At 66.3% G+C, this 17,528-nt stretch carries 16 protein-coding genes; 9 read left to right on the forward strand and 7 right to left on the reverse strand.

Annotation, left to right across the window (positions count from 1 at the left end):
• The first annotated feature begins 54 nt into the window (after positions 1-54).
• From G3I19_RS00280 to G3I19_RS00310, 7 genes are all read left to right on the forward strand, one after another.
• The gene (locus G3I19_RS00280; protein WP_164258115.1) at positions 55-1,161 is read left to right on the forward strand and encodes a hypothetical protein; all 1,107 of its coding nucleotides are present in this window, start codon (positions 55-57) and stop codon (positions 1,159-1,161) included.
• Positions 1,142-2,752, forward strand: a complete 1,611-nt coding sequence (locus tag G3I19_RS00285) for a hypothetical protein (RefSeq protein ID WP_239073848.1) — start codon at positions 1,142-1,144, stop codon at positions 2,750-2,752. Before G3I19_RS00280 ends, G3I19_RS00285 begins: the two co-directional genes overlap by 20 nt.
• 3 nt (positions 2,753-2,755) lie before the next feature.
• Entirely contained in the window at positions 2,756-4,282 is a 1,527-nt protein-coding gene (locus G3I19_RS00290) for an SCO6880 family protein (protein WP_164258117.1), read from the forward strand.
• A complete protein-coding gene (locus G3I19_RS00295) occupies positions 4,279-5,715 on the forward strand; it encodes an ATP/GTP-binding protein (RefSeq protein WP_164258119.1) in 1,437 nt (478 codons plus the stop codon). The genes G3I19_RS00290 and G3I19_RS00295 overlap by 4 nt, the downstream gene beginning before the upstream one ends.
• A gap of 62 nt (positions 5,716-5,777) precedes the next feature.
• Positions 5,778-6,098 carry a DUF6238 family protein gene (locus G3I19_RS00300; RefSeq protein ID WP_239073849.1) on the forward strand — a complete coding sequence of 107 codons (321 nt, stop codon included), beginning with the start codon at positions 5,778-5,780 and terminating at the stop codon, positions 6,096-6,098.
• Positions 6,099-6,392: 294 nt separating this feature from the next.
• The gene (locus tag G3I19_RS00305; RefSeq protein WP_164258123.1) at positions 6,393-7,841 is read left to right on the forward strand and encodes a TraM recognition domain-containing protein; all 1,449 of its coding nucleotides are present in this window, start codon (positions 6,393-6,395) and stop codon (positions 7,839-7,841) included.
• On the forward strand, positions 7,838-8,347 hold the full coding sequence (locus G3I19_RS00310; RefSeq protein ID WP_239073850.1) for a hypothetical protein: 510 nt from the start codon (positions 7,838-7,840) through the stop codon (positions 8,345-8,347). Before G3I19_RS00305 ends, G3I19_RS00310 begins: the two co-directional genes overlap by 4 nt.
• 1,105 nt (positions 8,348-9,452) lie before the next feature.
• On the opposite strand, the gene G3I19_RS00315 is transcribed toward G3I19_RS00310, so the two are convergent.
• Both G3I19_RS00315 and G3I19_RS00320 read right to left on the reverse strand, forming a co-directional pair.
• Complete coding sequence (locus G3I19_RS00315) at positions 9,453-10,589, reverse strand: hypothetical protein (protein WP_164258125.1); 1,137 nt, start codon at positions 10,587-10,589, stop codon at positions 9,453-9,455.
• Positions 10,590-10,729: 140 nt separating this feature from the next.
• Positions 10,730-11,698 (reverse strand): SGNH/GDSL hydrolase family protein, encoded by a 969-nt coding sequence (locus G3I19_RS00320; protein ID WP_343234935.1) that lies wholly within the window; start codon positions 11,696-11,698, stop codon positions 10,730-10,732.
• A gap of 584 nt (positions 11,699-12,282) precedes the next feature.
• Here G3I19_RS00320 and G3I19_RS00325 point away from each other — a divergent pair.
• Entirely contained in the window at positions 12,283-13,116 is an 834-nt protein-coding gene (locus G3I19_RS00325; protein WP_164258127.1) for an endonuclease/exonuclease/phosphatase family protein, read from the forward strand.
• Between the two features lie 11 nt (positions 13,117-13,127).
• Here the strand turns inward: G3I19_RS00325 and G3I19_RS00330 are convergent, their stop codons facing one another.
• From G3I19_RS00330 to G3I19_RS00345, 4 genes are all read right to left on the reverse strand, one after another.
• A complete protein-coding gene (locus G3I19_RS00330; protein ID WP_164258129.1) occupies positions 13,128-14,087 on the reverse strand; it encodes a hypothetical protein in 960 nt (319 codons plus the stop codon).
• 43 nt (positions 14,088-14,130) lie between these two features.
• Positions 14,131-14,325, reverse strand: coding sequence for a hypothetical protein (locus G3I19_RS00335; protein WP_164258131.1), 195 nt, complete (start codon positions 14,323-14,325; stop codon positions 14,131-14,133).
• 294 nt (positions 14,326-14,619) lie between these two features.
• Positions 14,620-14,841: a DUF397 domain-containing protein gene (locus G3I19_RS00340; protein WP_164258349.1), complete on the reverse strand. Its 222-nt coding sequence runs from the start codon at positions 14,839-14,841 to the stop codon at positions 14,620-14,622.
• Positions 14,842-14,849: 8 nt separating this feature from the next.
• Entirely contained in the window at positions 14,850-15,749 is a 900-nt protein-coding gene (locus G3I19_RS00345) for a helix-turn-helix transcriptional regulator (RefSeq protein WP_239073851.1), read from the reverse strand.
• A 342-nt stretch (positions 15,750-16,091) separates the two neighbouring features.
• Here G3I19_RS00345 and G3I19_RS00350 point away from each other — a divergent pair, with 342 nt between their 5' ends.
• Positions 16,092-16,565: a hypothetical protein gene (locus G3I19_RS00350; RefSeq protein WP_239073852.1), complete on the forward strand. Its 474-nt coding sequence runs from the start codon at positions 16,092-16,094 to the stop codon at positions 16,563-16,565.
• Between the two features lie 38 nt (positions 16,566-16,603).
• Here the strand turns inward: G3I19_RS00350 and G3I19_RS00355 are convergent, their stop codons facing one another.
• Positions 16,604-17,524: an SUMF1/EgtB/PvdO family nonheme iron enzyme gene (locus tag G3I19_RS00355; RefSeq protein WP_343234936.1), complete on the reverse strand. Its 921-nt coding sequence runs from the start codon at positions 17,522-17,524 to the stop codon at positions 16,604-16,606.
• Positions 17,525-17,528 lie beyond the last annotated feature (4 nt).

Raw genomic sequence — 17,528 nt, forward strand, 5'->3', positions numbered from 1 at the left:
GCTCCCTCCCCCACCACTACTTCGCCCTCGCACGCGGCATCGGTACCGAGCAAGATGCGCGTACGCGTCCTGCACGGCGTGCCTGTGGGCTACCCGCACACCCAGGCCGGCGCGAAGGCGGCAGCCTCGAACTACACCACCGTCAGTGGCAGTGCCAAGTTCCTCACTGACAAGGGGGCGCGCCACCGCGCCGTGTCGGTGATGGCTGCTGACGGCACCACGGGCACGGCCATCGAGAAGGCCGACCACACTGCTGGTCAGGAAGTCGGCACGCTCCGCGGCGACAACACCAAAGTCCTTCCGAAGCAGGCCATCTCCCGTACCGGTGTGCTCTCTGCCCACGTACTGGGCTTCGACGCACATGACGCCATGGTCCGGCTGTGGACAACGACAGTCCGGGGCAGCACAGCCGGACACAAGACACCGAGAGACACCTTTCAGTCGGTAACAGTCACGCTCACCTGGCAGTCCAATGACTGGAAACTGAAAGACAGCTCGATCACGAGTGGGCTGGTCGCGCCGATCGACGAGCGACAGGCTTCGAACGTCACCGGCGACTTCTCCGACTACACACCTGCGGCTGCAGCAGATCCGGTCCTCAGTGGCACGGCAGGGAAGGACGGGTTCCCTGCCGCCTACGCACGGAGCAAGAGCGGCGCCTTCGCCGCCGCGACCAGCGCCACGATGCTTTACGGCGACCCGCGATTCTTCACGGATAGCAACTGGCGGCACCGGATGCTGGCCGCTACCGCCGCCCCGGGGATCCTCGACACCGCCTCGTCCGATGCGGATTCGACGGCGCATCTGGTCACGGAGAACCGCGGGGTCGGAGCCGATGGCAAGACCGCAGACGGCAGCGAGCTGATCACGCGGACGACAGCACTTGGGGTGCGGTCTGTGTCCTATTCGGACCAAGCCGCCAGCGTGGAGCTGTGGACCGCGTCCGTAGGCGGAATTGCCGGTAAGGACGAGACGCAGCGCCCACAGATCGCCTTCCTCCGTATGACCGTTGACCTCACCTGGGCCGACGGCACCTGGAAGACCACCGCAGTAGCGCCTTCCGAACCGCTCGTGCCCTCGCCGCCGAACGCGGAGGAGGCAGCCTCGGCTGGCAGCTTCGCGGAAGTGGGAGGTGTCAGCAATGCGCCTTCGTTTGCGTGAAGATGCCCCGGGGCTCCTGGTTGTCGAGCGGGGTACGCCAGGCCGCTGGGGGCGGCGTATCCAGGCCGTGGCGTGGGTCAACGTGATCATCGGCTTCATCCTCGTGCCGTCCGCGGTGGCCAACCCGTTCTGCTACATCCCGATGGTCTGTAAGGCGAAAGCGGCGATCGACTTCGTCAACGACCCCTTGGGCTTCCTGCTCCAGAAGCTCACCGAGGCCAACATCTGGTTTCTCCGCAAGATGCTGGACCTCATCCAGAACACGAGCAAGATCGACCTGACGAGCACTGGCTTCCTCAAGCAATACGCGATCATCTTCGCGGCCTCCAGCCTGCTCACGGTGGCCTTGTGGCTCATCGCTGTGGCTAAGCGCGCGGTCCGCGGCGTCGCGCTGACGACTGCCGTCTCCGAGGCTGTCGGGTTCCTGGTCCTCCAGTTCGTCGTCAACGCCTTGACCCCCGGAGCAATTGCTCTTCTCATGAGGGCAATTGACGAAGTCACGGCCATATTCGAGCCGTATGCGATCCGGAACTTCAAGCCCTTCCTGGAGAACCTCCTCAAGATCATGGCGGGGGACCCCACGCAGGGCGTGGGGCAGCTGCTGGTCGTCAACCTGATCATGCTGTTCGGTGCTCTGCTGATGTGGATCGAGCTTCTGATCCGCAGTGCCGCCATCTACGTGGCCGTTGCGCTCGGCCCCCTCGTGAACGGGGGCCTCGTGGATAGGGACTTGTGGGGCAAGAGCAAGAAGTGGGCCGGAGCGATCTTCGCGATCGGCTTGAGCAAACCAGTACTCTTCGCACTGCTCGGCCTGGGCGGGGCGGTTCTCAGCGACTCGTCGGGGAAGATGTCCGACTCGGTCTCCAAGACGCTGGTGGGCGCGCTGATCCTGCTCCTGGCGGTGTTCGCGTCCGGCACCCTCTACCGGTGGGTGCCAGCTTTCGGCGACGAAATGGCCCGGCTCCACCACGACCGCAAGAACGCACAGTCCTCGGGTCCTGCCTCGGTTATTGACGGCCCCGGCCAGCACGCGAACCGGGCGATCAACTCCCGTGTACAGGACTCGTTGGTCGGCGGCACCTCGAAGGCGACAGCGTCGAAGATGGGCGGCGGCACAGCCGCGGCCGGTCCGATCGGTGTGGCAGCGGCTGTGACGAAGGCCGGCGTCGACATGGCGAAGAACAAGGCCATGAACTCCCCCGGCATGCAGGGCGCTGACTCCGCCCAGGGCGGCTCCGGGCAGAGCCAGGACCAGCAAGGCGGCGACGATGCAGGGTCCTCCGGTGCGCCGGCAGCTGCCCGCCCAGAAGGGGCGACCTCCGACCCGGTCGCCAGCTCGCCTCCGGACTGGTCCTCAGCGGGCAGCCACGCAGCTTCAGGACGTTCCCCGGCCACCAACGGGACACCGAGTACGGCACAGCCGCTCTCGCCGCAGGCTCCCACCCCGGCGACGCCGCCTCCGGCACCAGCCCCTCCTGCCTCCACATCAGGAACCACTTCGGGCTCCGGGCCCTCGATCACGCCCACGCCGCCGCCGCGGCCGTCGGGCGGCCAGGCTCCCGACAAGCAGACCCCCAGCAAGGATCAGTGACGCATGTCGACTCGTACGTATCAGTTCGGAAAGCACCGCCCGACGGGCCTGGTAGGACACCGCGACCTCGGCGAGCAGGTGGTACTGGGCGGCGGAGCGGCCACCGGCATCCTGCTCGGCTACCTCTTCAGCGGCGCTACCGCGGTTGCCGCGATCGGACTGGTGCTCCCGATCCTGATTGCCCTCGTCATCGTCTACGCCCCGTATCGGCCGACGGGCACCTCTCAGCGGCGCACGCTCTACCGCTGGTGGAGGATCAACCGTTATCACCGTAAGGCGATCCGCCGAACGGGCGGTGTGTGGACGTCGCCGGCCTTCGAGGCCGGTGTGGGTCGCGACGGCACTCCTCCAGATGCTGCTCTGGCCGAGCCGGAAGGCGTTGCGGGCATGACGTGGGTGCCGGTCACGGTCCGTGGCCAGAAGGCAGTCGTTGTTCTCCAACCGGAGGCCGGCTGTGTGACGGCCACACTGGAGGTTGCCTCCCCTGGCCTGGGTGGCAAGGAGGTCGCGGAACAGGTCGTCGCCTTGGAGCGCTGGGGTGAACTCCTCGACGCCTTCGGCAACGTGGAGGAGCACCCGGTCAAGAGGATTCAGGTCCTCGCCCGGCAGATGAAGTCGGACCCCTACGCCCACCAGCGGTTCATCGCACAGCGCGACGAGTCGGCGGCGACGGCCGACGCTCCGCAGTGGCTGAAGGACTCGTACGACGTGCTGGCCAATGCCGTATCCACCTCGGCGGAGGAACATCGGTATTACATCACCATCCACGCGCGGTTCACCCGCGATCTGGCAGCCGAAGGAGCCGCCCGCGGATCCGGTGACGAGGGGGTCGCTGCTGCGCTGGCCTCGTACTTGGAAGAACTGTGGTCTCGCGCGGAGGACGCCGACCTCTCGGTGATCGCGCCTCTGGACGAAGGCCGGATGACCGCGTTCATCCGCAATTCCTACGACCCGGACCACGCCATTTGGGACACGGACCTCCCGCAGGCACACGCCTTCCCCCGCAATGTCGACGTCCGTAACGGCGCGCACGTCGCCACCCGCGCCGCAGGGTCCACCGACACCTGGGTCCACGCCACAGCGGCTGTCGTCGGATGGCCCACTACCCCAGTCGGCCCGGACTTCCTGTCGCCCCTGCTGATTGGGATGCCCGACGTGATCCGCACCATCTCGATCACTCAGCAGCTGGAGCCGAACGACAAGGCCGTGGAACGCATGCTCGCGGAAGACACGAACAACCAGGCGGAGATGCACCGCGACCGCCAGCGAGGCAAGAACATCGACCCCCGCGACCAGATCGCAGCGAACGCCACAGGTTCGCGGGGCATGTCCCTGGCCTCGTCGGGCGCGGCCGGGTCCGCCACCGTCGGGTACATCACCATCTCCGCGCGTAGCGCCGAAGAGCTAGAGCGCACGAAGCGCACGACCCGCTCCCGTGCCCGCAACGCCCACCTCCAGATCGAGTGGCTCGACCTCGAACACGCTCGCGCCTTCGCGACCACACTCCCCCTCGCGGGAGGCATCAAGTGACTGCCCTGCTCGACCTCGCCCCGCTGTCCCCGATGCACGAGACGGTGCGCCGCCCGCTCTACACGGAGACGACCACCAGCCAAGCCCTGTACCTTCCGATCGCCCCGCCGACCCTCGGGACCTCGGGAGCGATCATCGGCCGGGAGCTGTACTCGGGCAAGGCATTCATCTACTGCCCCTTCTCGGCGTTCGGTGACGGCTTGCCCGGCGGGAACATGATGATTATGGGCGAATCCGGCCGGGGGAAATCGACGCTCGCCAAGACCTACACCGCCCGCCAGATCCGCCTCGGCCGCCAGGTGGTCGTACTCGACACCAAGGAACAGAAGGAGCGTGAGGAAGGCGAGTGGGCGGCGCTCGGCCGCTCGCTGACCGGCAAGGCCCCGGTGAAGTTCGCTCCGGGCGGCGGCTCCGGCGCCTCCTGCATCAACCCGATGGACCCCGCCATCGCGGGCAAACGGCAGATCGAGCTGGTCCGCACGATCGTCGAACTCGGCCTGGGAAAGCCGCTGGACGAGTTCGCCGGCTCCGCACTGCGTATCGCGATCCGCCGGGCCCACCAGCGGACAGGCAGCCTCGGGCGCACGCCGGTCCTGACTGACGTCGCCGCCGCGCTCCGGTCCCCGGAGGAAGCCGACGCCACGGCCAAGCAACGGAGCTGGGACGAACTCCTGGGTGACGGCCTGGAAGTGTCCTATGTGCTGGACCGGCTCTGCGGGAGCGAACAGGACGCGACCGGCGACCTCACCGGCATGCTCGACGGCCCGACCAGCCTTGGCGTGGACCTCGACGCCAACATGATCGTCTTCGACCTGACGAAGGTCCCCAGCGGCGGCGTGGCCATGACGATCCTCGTCGCCGTGATCTCGGTCTTCCTCGAAGAGGTCTGGCTGCGTCCGCTGTGCGAGTGCGGAACGGAGCCGAATCAGCACGAGCGCGTCGTGGTCGACGCTAACTCGGGTGCCTGGGAACTCGGCTCGAACACGGAATCAGGCTGCCGCCGCTACACCCAGCGCAAGCGCATCCTTGTCTGCGAAGAAGCGTGGCACATCCTCGGAACGCCTCAACTGGCCTCGCTCTTGGAAAAGTTCCTCAAATTCGCGAGGGGCTACGGACTTTCCTGCATCTTCATCGTCCACCACCTCTCTGACATTGACGACAGCCCGGAGACCCAAGCCGCTCTGAAAATGGCGGACACCGTCGTCATCTACTCGCAGAAGAAATCCGAGGCCGAGGCGACGATGTCCCGGCTGGGCCTGCCGTCCTGGACGGCGGAGCACATCATGCGCCTGCGCCGCGGTATCGCGCTGTGGAAGGTCGGAGAGGTCATCTACCCCGGCGTCCAACACCTCTTGGTCGAAGCCGAACAGCACCTGTGCTTCTCCTCAGGCGCGATGACCGACCTCACCAGCACCTCCCCGGACGCCGAATGAACAGGTACCACTACCTCCCCGCCACTGACCCTTTCCACACTGATTCGGAGCGCGCACCCTCCATGACTATCGCCGCCACCGAGACCACGTTTCCGGCTGACGAGCACGCGGTACGCCAGGACATCGACCAGCTGCACGCCGATGCCCTCCAACTCGCTCGCCGCACGAAGGCACTGGCCACGGCACTCGACCACGGCGACTACTCCGCCGCCGGTGGCCGCGTCCGTACGGCCGTCGCCCACTTCTGGCGAGCGGCGGAAGATCTCCACAGCGCCTTCCACACCGCTCCACCGCGCTGTGCTGGCCCTGAAGCTTCGCTGTCCCGGCTCTGCGGCCGACGGATGCGCTACCTCGCCACCCGGGCCGCTAGGAGGACCGAGTAGTGGGGTTCATACCGAGCGCGATTCCCCTGGCCCTCTACGCCATGACCGCCGTATGCGCGGTGGCTCTGGTGACGCTCTGGCTCCTGACGAACCGCCGTCGACGCAACGCCGGATTCGCGGACAGGGGGCGGCTCAAACGTCAGATGTCGGCGAAGGCGATCTTGAAAGCCACGGAGATCCGCCCCTCCCTTACGCGCGGCCATGCCGCCCCAACATCCGCTGTGAGCCTCGCGAAGAGCCCATCCGCCGGTTCTTGACCCATCCCCTTCAGCACCCCTCGCTCCGGAGCACGTTATGCGCCACACCCTCGATCCTCACGACTTCGGCTACTCGCTCGGCACCTCGCAGCGCCCGAAGGGCGTCGATCTCTGGTCCCGCGCCGACAAGGCATGCCGGGTCATCGGCCCGATGGGCAGCGGAAAGACGCTGAGGTTCTTCGCCCCGCTGATCCGCAAGTGGGCCGGGCCGGTCCTGGCCACCTCGACCAAGCCCGATCTGGTCGAACTGACCCTCGACGCCCGGCGGCAGGGCGGCCGCCCCGTCGCGGTCTTCGACCCGCAGAACATCGCTCCGAGCCTCCCGCGCTTCCGGTGGACGCCTATTAATGGGGCAGCCGACACGGAGGTGGCGATGATGCGCGGGAAGTCGTTCGTCGCGGGCTCGCGCACCCCCAACAGCGCAGCACAATCCAGCGAGGGCAGCACCTTCTACAAAGGGCAGGCTGCCAAGATCCTGGCTGCCTTCCTCCACGCCGCAGCCCTCGACGGCGCCTCCCTCGAATGGGTACTGCGGTGGGCCCGCAAGCTCACCGACCCGGCGCCCCTCGGCATCCTCGACGCTCACCCCGGCGCCGGCCCCGGATGGGCGGACATGCTTCGCACGGCCACTACCGGTGACAGCCGCACCGTCGGCAACACCGCCACGTCCCTCGATGCGGCTCTCGAACCCTTCATGCACCAGTCGGTGATCGACTCCCTCCAGGGAGACGGCGAGGACCCCACGGACTTCGACGCCTTCCTCGACGCCGGAGGCACTCTCTACCTTCTAGGCAAGGACTCGGAGGTGAACAGCGTCGCACCGCTGACCACCGCGATAGCCGAAGATCTTCTGGACCTCGCGGAGGAACACGCCCTCGTCTCCCCGGCCGGGCGGCTGGACCCCCCTCTCCTCGCAGCCCTGGACGAGGCACCAAACATCGCGCCCATCCCCAGCCTCCGTCAGCGCGTGGCCGACGGCCGGGGCCGTGGCATCACGGTCATCTACGGCCTCCAGGCATGGGCGTCTGCTCGTGCCCGCTTCGGTGAGGACACCGCCAAGGAGCTGGCAGCCTTCACCAACAACGTCATCGTCCTGCCCGGGGACAAGGATCCTGACTTCCTCAAGGACATGTCCGACCTGTGCGGTCAGGTCGAACGAGAGCGCACGACGAAGACAACGTCCGGCGGGGACAGGGGCGGTCACTCGACAGCCACGCATATGGCGCTCGAACCCGTCCTTCGAGGAGACGAGATCAGGGGCCTGCCCGAGGGAAACGCCCTTGTCCTCGCGGACAACCTCCCGTCGATCGTCACCCGGCTTGACGGCATGTGGACCTGGGATTCCTGGTCCGAGATCGAGGGTCACGTCCGAGACCTGCGAGCTGCCAACGAAGCCGAGCGGACCCGGCGGGCCACGGAGAAGATGAACCAGGCCAATGCCCACGCGACAGCGTGGGCCAGCCGTCAAGGAGCGGCTGCCGCATGACCGAGACCTTGACCCAGTTCGAGCCCTTCCCTGAGCTTCCTGCACTGATCTTGGACTACATCGCCGAGCGGAGCACAGAGGACTCCGTGGTGGAGGGCCCCGCTCCCTGGGACCTCGGAGCCCTGCCAGCGGAATTGCTTGATCAGATGCCCACATGGCTCGACTCCGTGTGCCGCTGGCTGAACGGGCGGTACGCCTGGCAACCCCAGGACGTCATCCCGCCTTGCTGGACGGAGCATGAGGGCCTTGGGTATGAGATCGCGGCCCTGGCCTTCGCCAGAACCGAGGCGTACGCGGTCGCTGGATCGTCGGTTGTCTGGCACGAGCAGTACGACCGATTCCTCACCAGGATGAACAAGGCCCTCGGACAGGCCGGAGACGAATGCAGAGTCGGGCGACACGTAGACAGGCCGGCGCGCTTTCAGCTCGCGGCCTGGCCTCCACGAGCCGGTAATGAGTCCGAGGAGTCGCAGGTCCCCGAGCGCCGTGGGGAGACCGGTCGATGATGACGGACCCCGCCGTGGTCTTCTCGACAGAGCATGATCACGCCCTGGTCGCACAAAGCGGTTGGGAGCAGGAGGAAGCCCGATCCGTTCTCCGCGATCTCGGCTGGGAGTGGGCAGAAGAACTGCATGCTCTCGTTCCCCCGGACGACGTGTCGGACGTTGACGCTGGTGTTCAAGCGGTGGAGGAACTACACCTGCACGGGCATCGCATCGGATACACCGTGGGGCCGTACGGCGCGACGCGCCTGACCCCGGGAAGTGCGGAGCAGGTCATCACGAAGTTGCTGGCAGGGCCCAGGTCCCAGCCACCGAAAGGCGAGGGCGACGGTGCTCACGCAACTCCGATCCAACGGCCCGCAGCCTACGGTGAAATCACCACGGCAGAAGGCCCCTTCTCTACAGAGCCCTTCGACGGCCCTGCGATTTAGCGGCCGTTCGCATGCTCTGTGCCGGGGGCGCCGGCGGCTGCTGCTGCTGAAAACTGGCTCCGGACGCCTGAAACAGCTCGATGAGGGAGCTGCTCGATGAGCAGTCCCAAGTGACCTACTCACGTGAGTAGGTGGCCTGGACGGCGCGTTGGGACGCCCCCGTATACGTGGCTAAGTTGAGGCAGCGACAGGTTTCTACGGCTATGCTCGAAGTTGCCAAGAGGCCAGCGACAAGATCGCAGGCAGTGCGAGATACGGGCACCGACCGCCGAAGATGGCCATCCCAACGGCCGGCGCCCTGTCGGCTACTGGCTGCCGAAGCGGTCGCTCATCCAGATCACAATCTGGATGAGTAACCAGATTCGGCGGCCGGTCAGCCGCTTGGTCCGCGGCTTTCCGTGTGCTCCCATCTCACCCTCCCCTCACCGTCGTAGGACGCGCCCGAACAAATGAACGGGCAGGCGAGGTGGGTGCCGGTAGCCGTGGCATTCTCACTCTATGTGCCGAAGAACCCTGCCATGACGGGTTCAGGCAACCAGCGAGGCATATCGGTCGTGATCCACCCCGTTGGTTGCCTCAGGCGCATTCGACAATGCCCAATCGGCTCGTGATTTGGCACTGCGCGGAAGAAGTATCGTCGCGCACCACGGATTTAGTGATCAGTGGCGTCAAGAGATTCAAAACCGGAGACGGTCTCGGAGCTCTGCCAGCAGCGGCCGCAGCCCGGATTCTCCCGCGTGGCCGACGCGGTACGTGCTGGCGTCGGGATTGTCTGGATCGGGCTCGGGATACTCAAGGGACAGGGCGCGCCAGCGGACCATGACCGGGTCGTCTGGGTCGTCCATCCGATGCCCGAGCGCTTCGAGTCGGCGAGTCCACCGGTCCTGCATCCGGGGCTGGCTGAAGTCCGTCCAGTTCCCAGCCAGTTCCTCCACGTCATCGCGCGTCAGGGCTGCGACGGGGGCTTTGCGCTCACACGCCAGGAGGTAAAAAGCGATGGCCAGCGCACTGCTGCCGTCCACGTCCGAGGCCCCATTGTGGGGGATCTCCTGGGACCCAAGACCTGGCGTGACGATGGCACAGACCCTTTCCCACGCGGCTTGCCACCGCTCGTCGCCCTCTCTGCTGGCTTGGGCTGCCAACTCGGCGAGTCGTTCGCCGACCGTGAGCTTCGGCGTGCCACACAGCGTGAGCGCCGCAAGGTGATTCCAGGTGTAGTAACCGCGGTCGACATCCTGACGCATGTACACGGCGTGTAGGCGATCGATCGTAATCTCGAAGCGGTCGGGGCGACTGTCACGAACTTGCCGGTTAAACGCGGCATCGTGTACGTCCTCGGAGCGGTAATACGCCACGGTGGAGTGCGGCCAGGCCCGCGGTCCAGCTGGCCGGAGCCTGATGCCTTCCACTGCCGATACCGCCGTGCGGACCCTCGCGGTGAGCGCGGCCAGCTTGTTCTCCGGGTACATAGCTACCGTCAGCGCGCTCGGCCCCGGCCATACTGGGCCCATCTGCACGGTCGCAGAAGTGCCGTTCCAGGCCAGGTCCTTTCGGACGCTCTCGACTACCCGTTCCACTTGGTCCCGGGTAAGGCCGTGGTGGACCCCCTGCACGGTCCAATGCAGCCACTTGGGCGGGACCGTACCGACCCGCTCTCCGTACGTCGACAACAGCCCCTCGTACGCCTTCGCGAACTCCACGTACTTCGGATCATCCAGTTGCGCGATGAAGTGTAGATATGAGCCGCCGCCCGACCATGTCCTCTTCGAGGAGAAGAACCTCTCCACGCCCCCGCCCTTCAGCTGCCGGGCCACCTCATGTGACCGTCTCCGCCCTCCACCGTAAGGGCTAGGTCGGACATAGTAAGCGCCCCTCAGGGGCGTGCAGTTGCTCCGGCATGGAACCCGCCCCCGGCATGTACCAGGGGCGGTTCGCGGCGGGTGCGCCCCGTGGGTCAGTCCGTGGCGTCCAGCATTGCTGCTGCGATGTGGTCGGCTGCATTTCGGTGGCCGCGGACGTTGGGGTGCACGAGGGCCGGTTGGTCGGGGAAGCGGGTGAAGATGCCATCCACCCACCTGCCGGCGTCGCAGACGCTGTGGCTGTGAGAGGAGCCGTAGAGGTCGACGAAGCGGGCCGCGTCATGAGTGCCAGCCGATTTCCCGATGGCCTTGTTGAGGGGTTCCAGCACGTCGGTGCGCAGCCAGTCCAGGTCGCCCTGGGTGATGGAGCCGAACTGTTCCAGGTCGTTGTAGCGGCACTTGGAGGTGTCCTGGGGGATGACCGTGGGGTAGCCGACGGCCAGGACCTTCGCGTGCGGGGCACGCTCATGGAGCACGGTGAGCATCTCGTTGTACTGGCGGCTCACCTTGTTCAGCCGGGCGGCGATGCCTCCGGCCAGATCATCCTTGCACGGGGTGCCCACACCGCCGCTGCCCGAGCCCAGCTCCTGGCACTTGAGGAGGATGTCGGCAAAACCGAGGGTGTTGCCGCCCACGCCGACGGTGACCACGTCGGTGCCGGGACCCACGGCCTCGGACTGGGGCGGCACCGCGGGGAAGGGGTAGTCCGGGTCCGAGGAGATGGGCGGCAGATGACGGCCGACCGGCTCCTGGGGCTGGGACGTGACGTTCTCGATGGTGGCGGCCCCGCAGCTGACATTGGTCAGGTCGAAGAGTGAGCCGAGTTCACGTTCGATGACCTGGGGGTATGACTGGTCGGTGCGGTCGCAGCCGTCGCGGGGGTATTCGAAGGTGTCCCCGGCGGCTTGGATGACCCCGGCGGTGTAGGAGTCACCCAGGGCGACCCACTGATATCCCGCCGCAGCGGCGGGTTGCGCCCCGGCAAGTTGAACGGGCGCCAAGGCGGCTGCGGTGAAAGCCGCAGCCGAGCAGAGCAGGGCCAGACGAGCGCGGAAAAGTGCCACGAAATCTCCAAGGAGCGGGAGTTGATCTCCCGTCGACCATAGAAGATTGATCACAAAGGGCACTGCATTGCATACGTACAGTAACTTGTGGCGCTCGGTCATACACCTGTTGGGGGACGCGATATCGGCGCACTCGCAGGTCGGACTGATTCCCGAACGCCTCGGCGCCACATCTGGTCATTGCGGGATACATCTTTGACTGGCCGAGCGGCCCAAAGGCGGAGCGCGGGTCCGGGCTGGTTGTCTTGTTCTCGATCTTCACCTATAGGCCAGCGCACTGCCACGGCAACCCAGTTGCTGCATGCGGTGCTGGAGCAGTGGCGGCTCAGGCACGCGGTGCGGGTCGCAGAACCAACTCACCCTATGAGAAAGCACGCCTAGGGGGAGTTCCAGCCACATAACCGAAAGCAGTACCCCAGTGCCGTGACCGGTCGATACCGTTCCCCAGGAAGCCGTTCGAGTTGGAGGCTGGGCGACCAGCCCTGGCGGAGCGGGACTCCCCTGCACTGGTAGGCCGCAGTGGATTGGAGCGACCCCGGCACCAGCCACTCGCGGCCGTCAACAGTCCTGTTAGGAGACCCAAAGTGACCACGATCAGAGTCGTCACATTCAACACGCTGTTCGGCGGTCACGATGACTTCGGACTCGGCGCCGACGACCGATGGCACGGACAGGTCGAGTACCTCAGAGGGCTTGAGGCGGACATCCTCGCGTTGCAGGAGTGCAATTTCTGGGACCTTCTCGGCAAGCGGCGCATGTACCAAACCCTCAACGCCCTCGGCATGGGCAGCGCCCATCTCGCGTATGCCAACGAGACCACCAGCGGTCACCGGTTCCACACCGTGATCATGCTGAGCCGCCGCGTGCAGGTCGCCGCGCAGGACGCTGACCGGAATCGGTATCACCACGTCATGGGCTGGGCGAACCTGATCCTGCCGGGCTTGGAAGGTCTGCTGGAGTTGCGAAACCTGCATCTGGACCCCTTCGACCCGCGTAACAGGGCGCGCGAGGTGTCGCCCCTCGGGGTCCTTGCCGCTCCCGGCCGCCGATCGTTGATCGTCGGTGACGTCAACTGCATCGGCCTCGAATTTCCGGAGCCTGACTGGGGCCAGCTACCAGCGCATGCCGTTAACGGACAGCTGCGCCTGCCCCGCGAGGAGGAGGTCTCCGATCGGGACGCGACCGAACTCCTCGCCCGCGCCGGCTTCAAGGACGCCAGCCATCCCTTCAAACAGGAAATGGCCGCGACGGCAGCGTTCGGCGACGGCGACGTCCCCCGGCGCCAGGACCTCATCCTCATGAGTCCCGACCTGGCCCCGGCTCTTGACGACTACCGGGTGGACCTGGAGCCAGTGGACAAGGAGCTGTCAGATCACGGCGCCGTGAGCGCTGACTTCGACCTGAGCCGCCTCCCCTGAGCCGCAGCCGGTCAGCGGGGGCGGGCGGAGAAGCCCCTGACCCGCCTCGTGATCCGCTCGACAATCCCGGTTCGCATGCCGACGCTCGTCCGGTTCACCGCTGCCCGCAGGAACACATTGGTCTCCGCCGGGTCGAGGTGCCGGGGCAGGTCCGGCGTCGCAATCAGCAGCTCTCCAAGTTGGTGCGTCCCCGGGGCAGAGGGGCGGGAGCCCGTAGCCCGGGCGACAGCCATCCGTACGTGTGCAGCGTCCAGCCGCGCCCGGAGTGGATGGACGTGCCCCTTGCTGCATTCCAGGGTGGCCACCGGACCGTCGACGTGCACCTCAAGCACATCGTCACCGTATATACAGCGCAGTGGAACGATGCTGTCGGTGCTCACAAGCTTGAACTGGTGGGCCTTGATGACGAGAGGGCTAGAAGCGACCCGTGGTGCGACGGCCCGCTCACGGTCCTCCGCGTACTCAGCGAAGAGCTGGCCCAGGCGATCGGTAGCGCCCCTCATAGGGGAAGGGCCCGGGCTGGGAGGTTCGATGTCGTCAGCCAGTCCACTCGCGTTGAGGCGGCCAGCGTACTGATCACGGGCCGAATTGAACAAGCTCCACAGAGCAGTATCCGGATCTGTAATGGTGGTTCTCTGCCCAGTCTCGGCCAGAGCCTGAGTCATCTCGTCGATGATCTTTGGCTCACAGTCCGCCGGCCCGGCCAGGGCCTCGCGCAGCTCGGCGACTGGGACATCGTGGGGCACGCGGTCGCCGGAGTACGTGCGGGCGAACAGAAGTAGGCTCAACGTGAGCAGATCGGTGGGCGACGAATCACCCCGCTCCCAGGGCTGGCCAGCGAGCAGACGAGCCGCCTCATGGACTGCAGGGCTCCAAGAAGCCGGTGCCGAGGAGGGAAGCAGCAGGCTCATCTCCAGGCCGAGAACTCGCGCGCTCGGGTCGACGGCCTCCGTAGCAGGAGTGACAGACATGCGGCCATCCTTCCGGACCAACGCCCAGGACGAGGGCGAATGCTCAATTTCGACTGCGGTACGGCAGGCAGAGCAGGAACCCCGTCGGCAGCCGGTAGGTGGTGAGGTGACTTGATAGCGAGGACAGCCGGGAGTCGTCGCCAAGGTCGTGCTGTCGCTCCGCCGGGCCGTCGCGGATCGCGTCTTCGAGGAGCGACGCCACGCCCACGTCAGCCCGGTGAGGGGCGAGCGCCGTCATGATGTCTTCCGCCAGCGCGCGCTGCAGGGCATCGACCAGGGGCCGCGTTCAGGAACCGTGCGATGCTCGGCAGAGGGAAGGCGACCCCGAACTTAGGGGCGCCGAACTGCCATGTCCTCACCTTCCAAAACTCCTCGAAGGCTGCCCTCATCCCTCTTTCGCAGCCCAGGGTGTCGCCTTCCCACTGTCGATCACGCAGGGGTACGCTCCACTGACCCATGGGTACGGCTGTACGACAGCGGCCCGTTTCCCCCCGCATCTGCCGTGGGGGGAAACGGACCGCTCTTGCAGCAATCAGATGTCGAAGCGCCCAGCGGCTGCGCCGTCCACGAAACCGACGAACGCCGAGGGGTCGAAGGTGAGGACCGGTCCGTTAGGGTCCTTAGAGTCCCGGACAGCGACCCGGTTTCGGGTATGCCGGAGGTCAGCGACCTCAAGGCAAGCGCCTCCCTGGTCGTTGCTGTACGAGGACTTGAACCAGGCTGCTTCGGTCAGGGCAGGGGCCGTGCTCTTGATATTGATGGCTACTTCCACTCTCTTGCTAGTCGGTGCAGGAACCCGGCAGTCTCTGCCGGAGCCAGGGCGCTTTCACGCATAGCGTCAAAGCGGCGGATGTAGTTCTGAACAGTATTCGCCGAGTCGGTGACACTGATCGTGTCGGGCATGTCCACCTGCGCGATCGGATCCAGAGCATCAGGGAAGTCAAGAAGGATGAAGTTGCTCTGCGCTCGGTAGCTGACCACTGAGTTTTGAAGGATCTGGATGATCACGTTGTCGAGTTGATTCAGCTCCGCGATCAAGTCGTACTGTGCCCGCATCACATCTGGCCCGGCCACCATGCGCCGTACGGAAGCCTCATCCATGATGACGCGCAGCTGCAGCGGGTTGTCATCGCGAGTGATCAGCTCCCGGCGTTCCATCCGGAGCCGAACGTTCGTCTCGACGAACTCGGTCCTCGTCTCGTCCACAGGCTTCGCCAGCAAGAACAGGGCTCGTGCGTAGGCTTCGGTCTGCAGAAGGCCGAAGACAACCGCCGGCTCGAAGGCGCGCATCGCCTTCGCATCCTGCTCCAGCCCGCGGTAGGTCGGCATCTTGGACGGCATGACGTGGCGGTAGGGAGTCCAGGGTTCCTTGCTCAACGACTCTCGGTGAAGCTGCAGAAGCGTCTCCCTGTCGTCCTTGCTGTCCAGCTCGTACAGGACCATGAGGGCTTCCAGGTCCGCTACCCGGGGCAGATCGTTCTCTCCGAGCTCGACACGTGCGAGCTTCGTGTGGGAGAACTTCAAGCTCTTACCCACGTCCTGGAGCGTGAGGTCCTTCTTCTCGCGGAGCTTCCGTAGCTCCTTTCCCAGTTCCCTGCGTCGGAACGTCGCTCCCCGTTTCGCTGCCATTGCGTAGCCCTCCCCAGCCCTGTCGGTGCCCAACGTGCCCTATGAATGCTGCCGTTGCGGGTCGTGCCCACGAGTCTGCCACCCCCTGTGCCCCCTTGAACAACCCCTTGCCTGTGCTTGGGCATTTGCCAATTTCTGAATCACCGCGAATGCCCTTGCACAGTAAATCGCACATGCAGCACGGTAGTTGTGCGGCTGATCGTGAACCTCGTTCGCTCCAGCCCATGGTGGCGTGCGCCCCCGAAGCCCGCGCGGCCCAGCTCCTGCGAGGCCCGCCAGGGAACTTCGGGGGCCGGGCTGCGCGACCAAGTCCTTCACCCCGACGAGCCGAGGCCAGCAATGCGCCAGAGCACCGCCCGCACAAACCAGTCCTGGATGGAACAGGAGCGCGCGTTCGATGCGCTCTGCCACCCCGAGACGGTCCGCGTTGAGCCCGACTCGTACGCGCAGCTTGCGGCGGCACGGCGCGGCCACCTCGGGCGTATAGTCGCGCAGCTCCACGCCAGGAGTCGGGTGCCGCGGGTATGCCTGTACTCGCTGTCCGTTGGCGGGCACGAGCCGCGGCACTCCTTGGACGCGACCGGGGCCTTCGCCGCCCGTCAGTCCTGGAAGGTCGGGGCCGGGCAGTCCTACACCGATCACCACGGTGCGACGGACCCGGAGGGGCGGCCGGGGTGGTGCCGTGTGCGCCGGCAGATCCGGGGCGGGTACGCGGACGGGGTCGTGGTGGTCACGCACTCCGTCATCAGCCCGCGCCCTGATGAGTACAGGCGGCAACTCGACTGGTTCCAGGAGCACTCGGCGTTCGTCGCCGTGGTCGTGCCAGAAGTCCAAGAGGTGCAGAGGTGAGCACCCGGGCTACCGAGTCCAGGTGTGCCGGCACCGGGTCAGGGTGGGCTGACGCAGCGGAATCCGGTGTCGTTGTCCAGCATGCCGACGCTCGCCGCATTTTCCATGGACGGCGCTGCGCGCTGGAAGGGGCTGCTGAATGCACTGCCCTTCAACTGGAACCGGTTCGTTCCGTCCGTTCCGGGTGTGGAGCACCACTCCCACACGTTGCCGCACAGGTCCTGGACGCCGTACGGGCTGACGCCGGACTGGTAGCGGGTGACGGGTGTGGTGGAGCCGATCCCGGACTCGGCTGTGTTGCACTTCGCGGCCGTGGGCGAGCTGCCCCACGGGTACGCGTGCCCCTTTGGGCCTCGGGCGGCCTTCTCCCACTGACGGGCGGTGGGCAGCTGCTTGCCGCACCACCGGGCGTAGGCGGTGGCGTCGCTCCAGGTCACCCACACCACGGGGTGGTCGTAGAGGGAGTTCGGGCAACTGCCGCCGAGCCAGTGTTGTGGTGCCCGGTGTCCGGTGGAGCGCACGAACCGGTCGTAGTCGACATTGGTCGTGGGGTACACGTCGATACGGAACGCATCGAGCCACACGGCCGCGTCTTTGGGGCCGGAGAGGTAGATGCCCTCCTCGACGAGGGTCATGATCTTGCCGTCGACGGGGTGGCGGAGGGTGTGGGGGTCGCGGCGCAGCAGTTCCTCGGCGCGCTCGTCGGATCCTGCGGCGGCCCGCTCGGTGAGGAGCTGTGCGAAGCGCTGCTGGACGGGCTCGGGGGATCTGGAGAGCAGGGTGTCCAGCGCGGCCTGGTTGCCGGGGTGAGGCTTGATCGATTCACCCCGGCCCTCCCAGTTGACGAGCTGGCGGTGGCTGATGCCGACTGTCGCGGCGAAGTCCTTGCCGTTCATGCGCATCGCCTCGCGGAGCAGGGCGACTTCTCGGCCGGTCCACCGTGTGACCCCCGTTGTCACGTGC

This window comes from Streptomyces sp. SID10853 (assembly GCF_010548145.1).
In the GTDB taxonomy this organism is placed as follows: domain Bacteria; phylum Actinomycetota; class Actinomycetes; order Streptomycetales; family Streptomycetaceae; genus Streptomyces.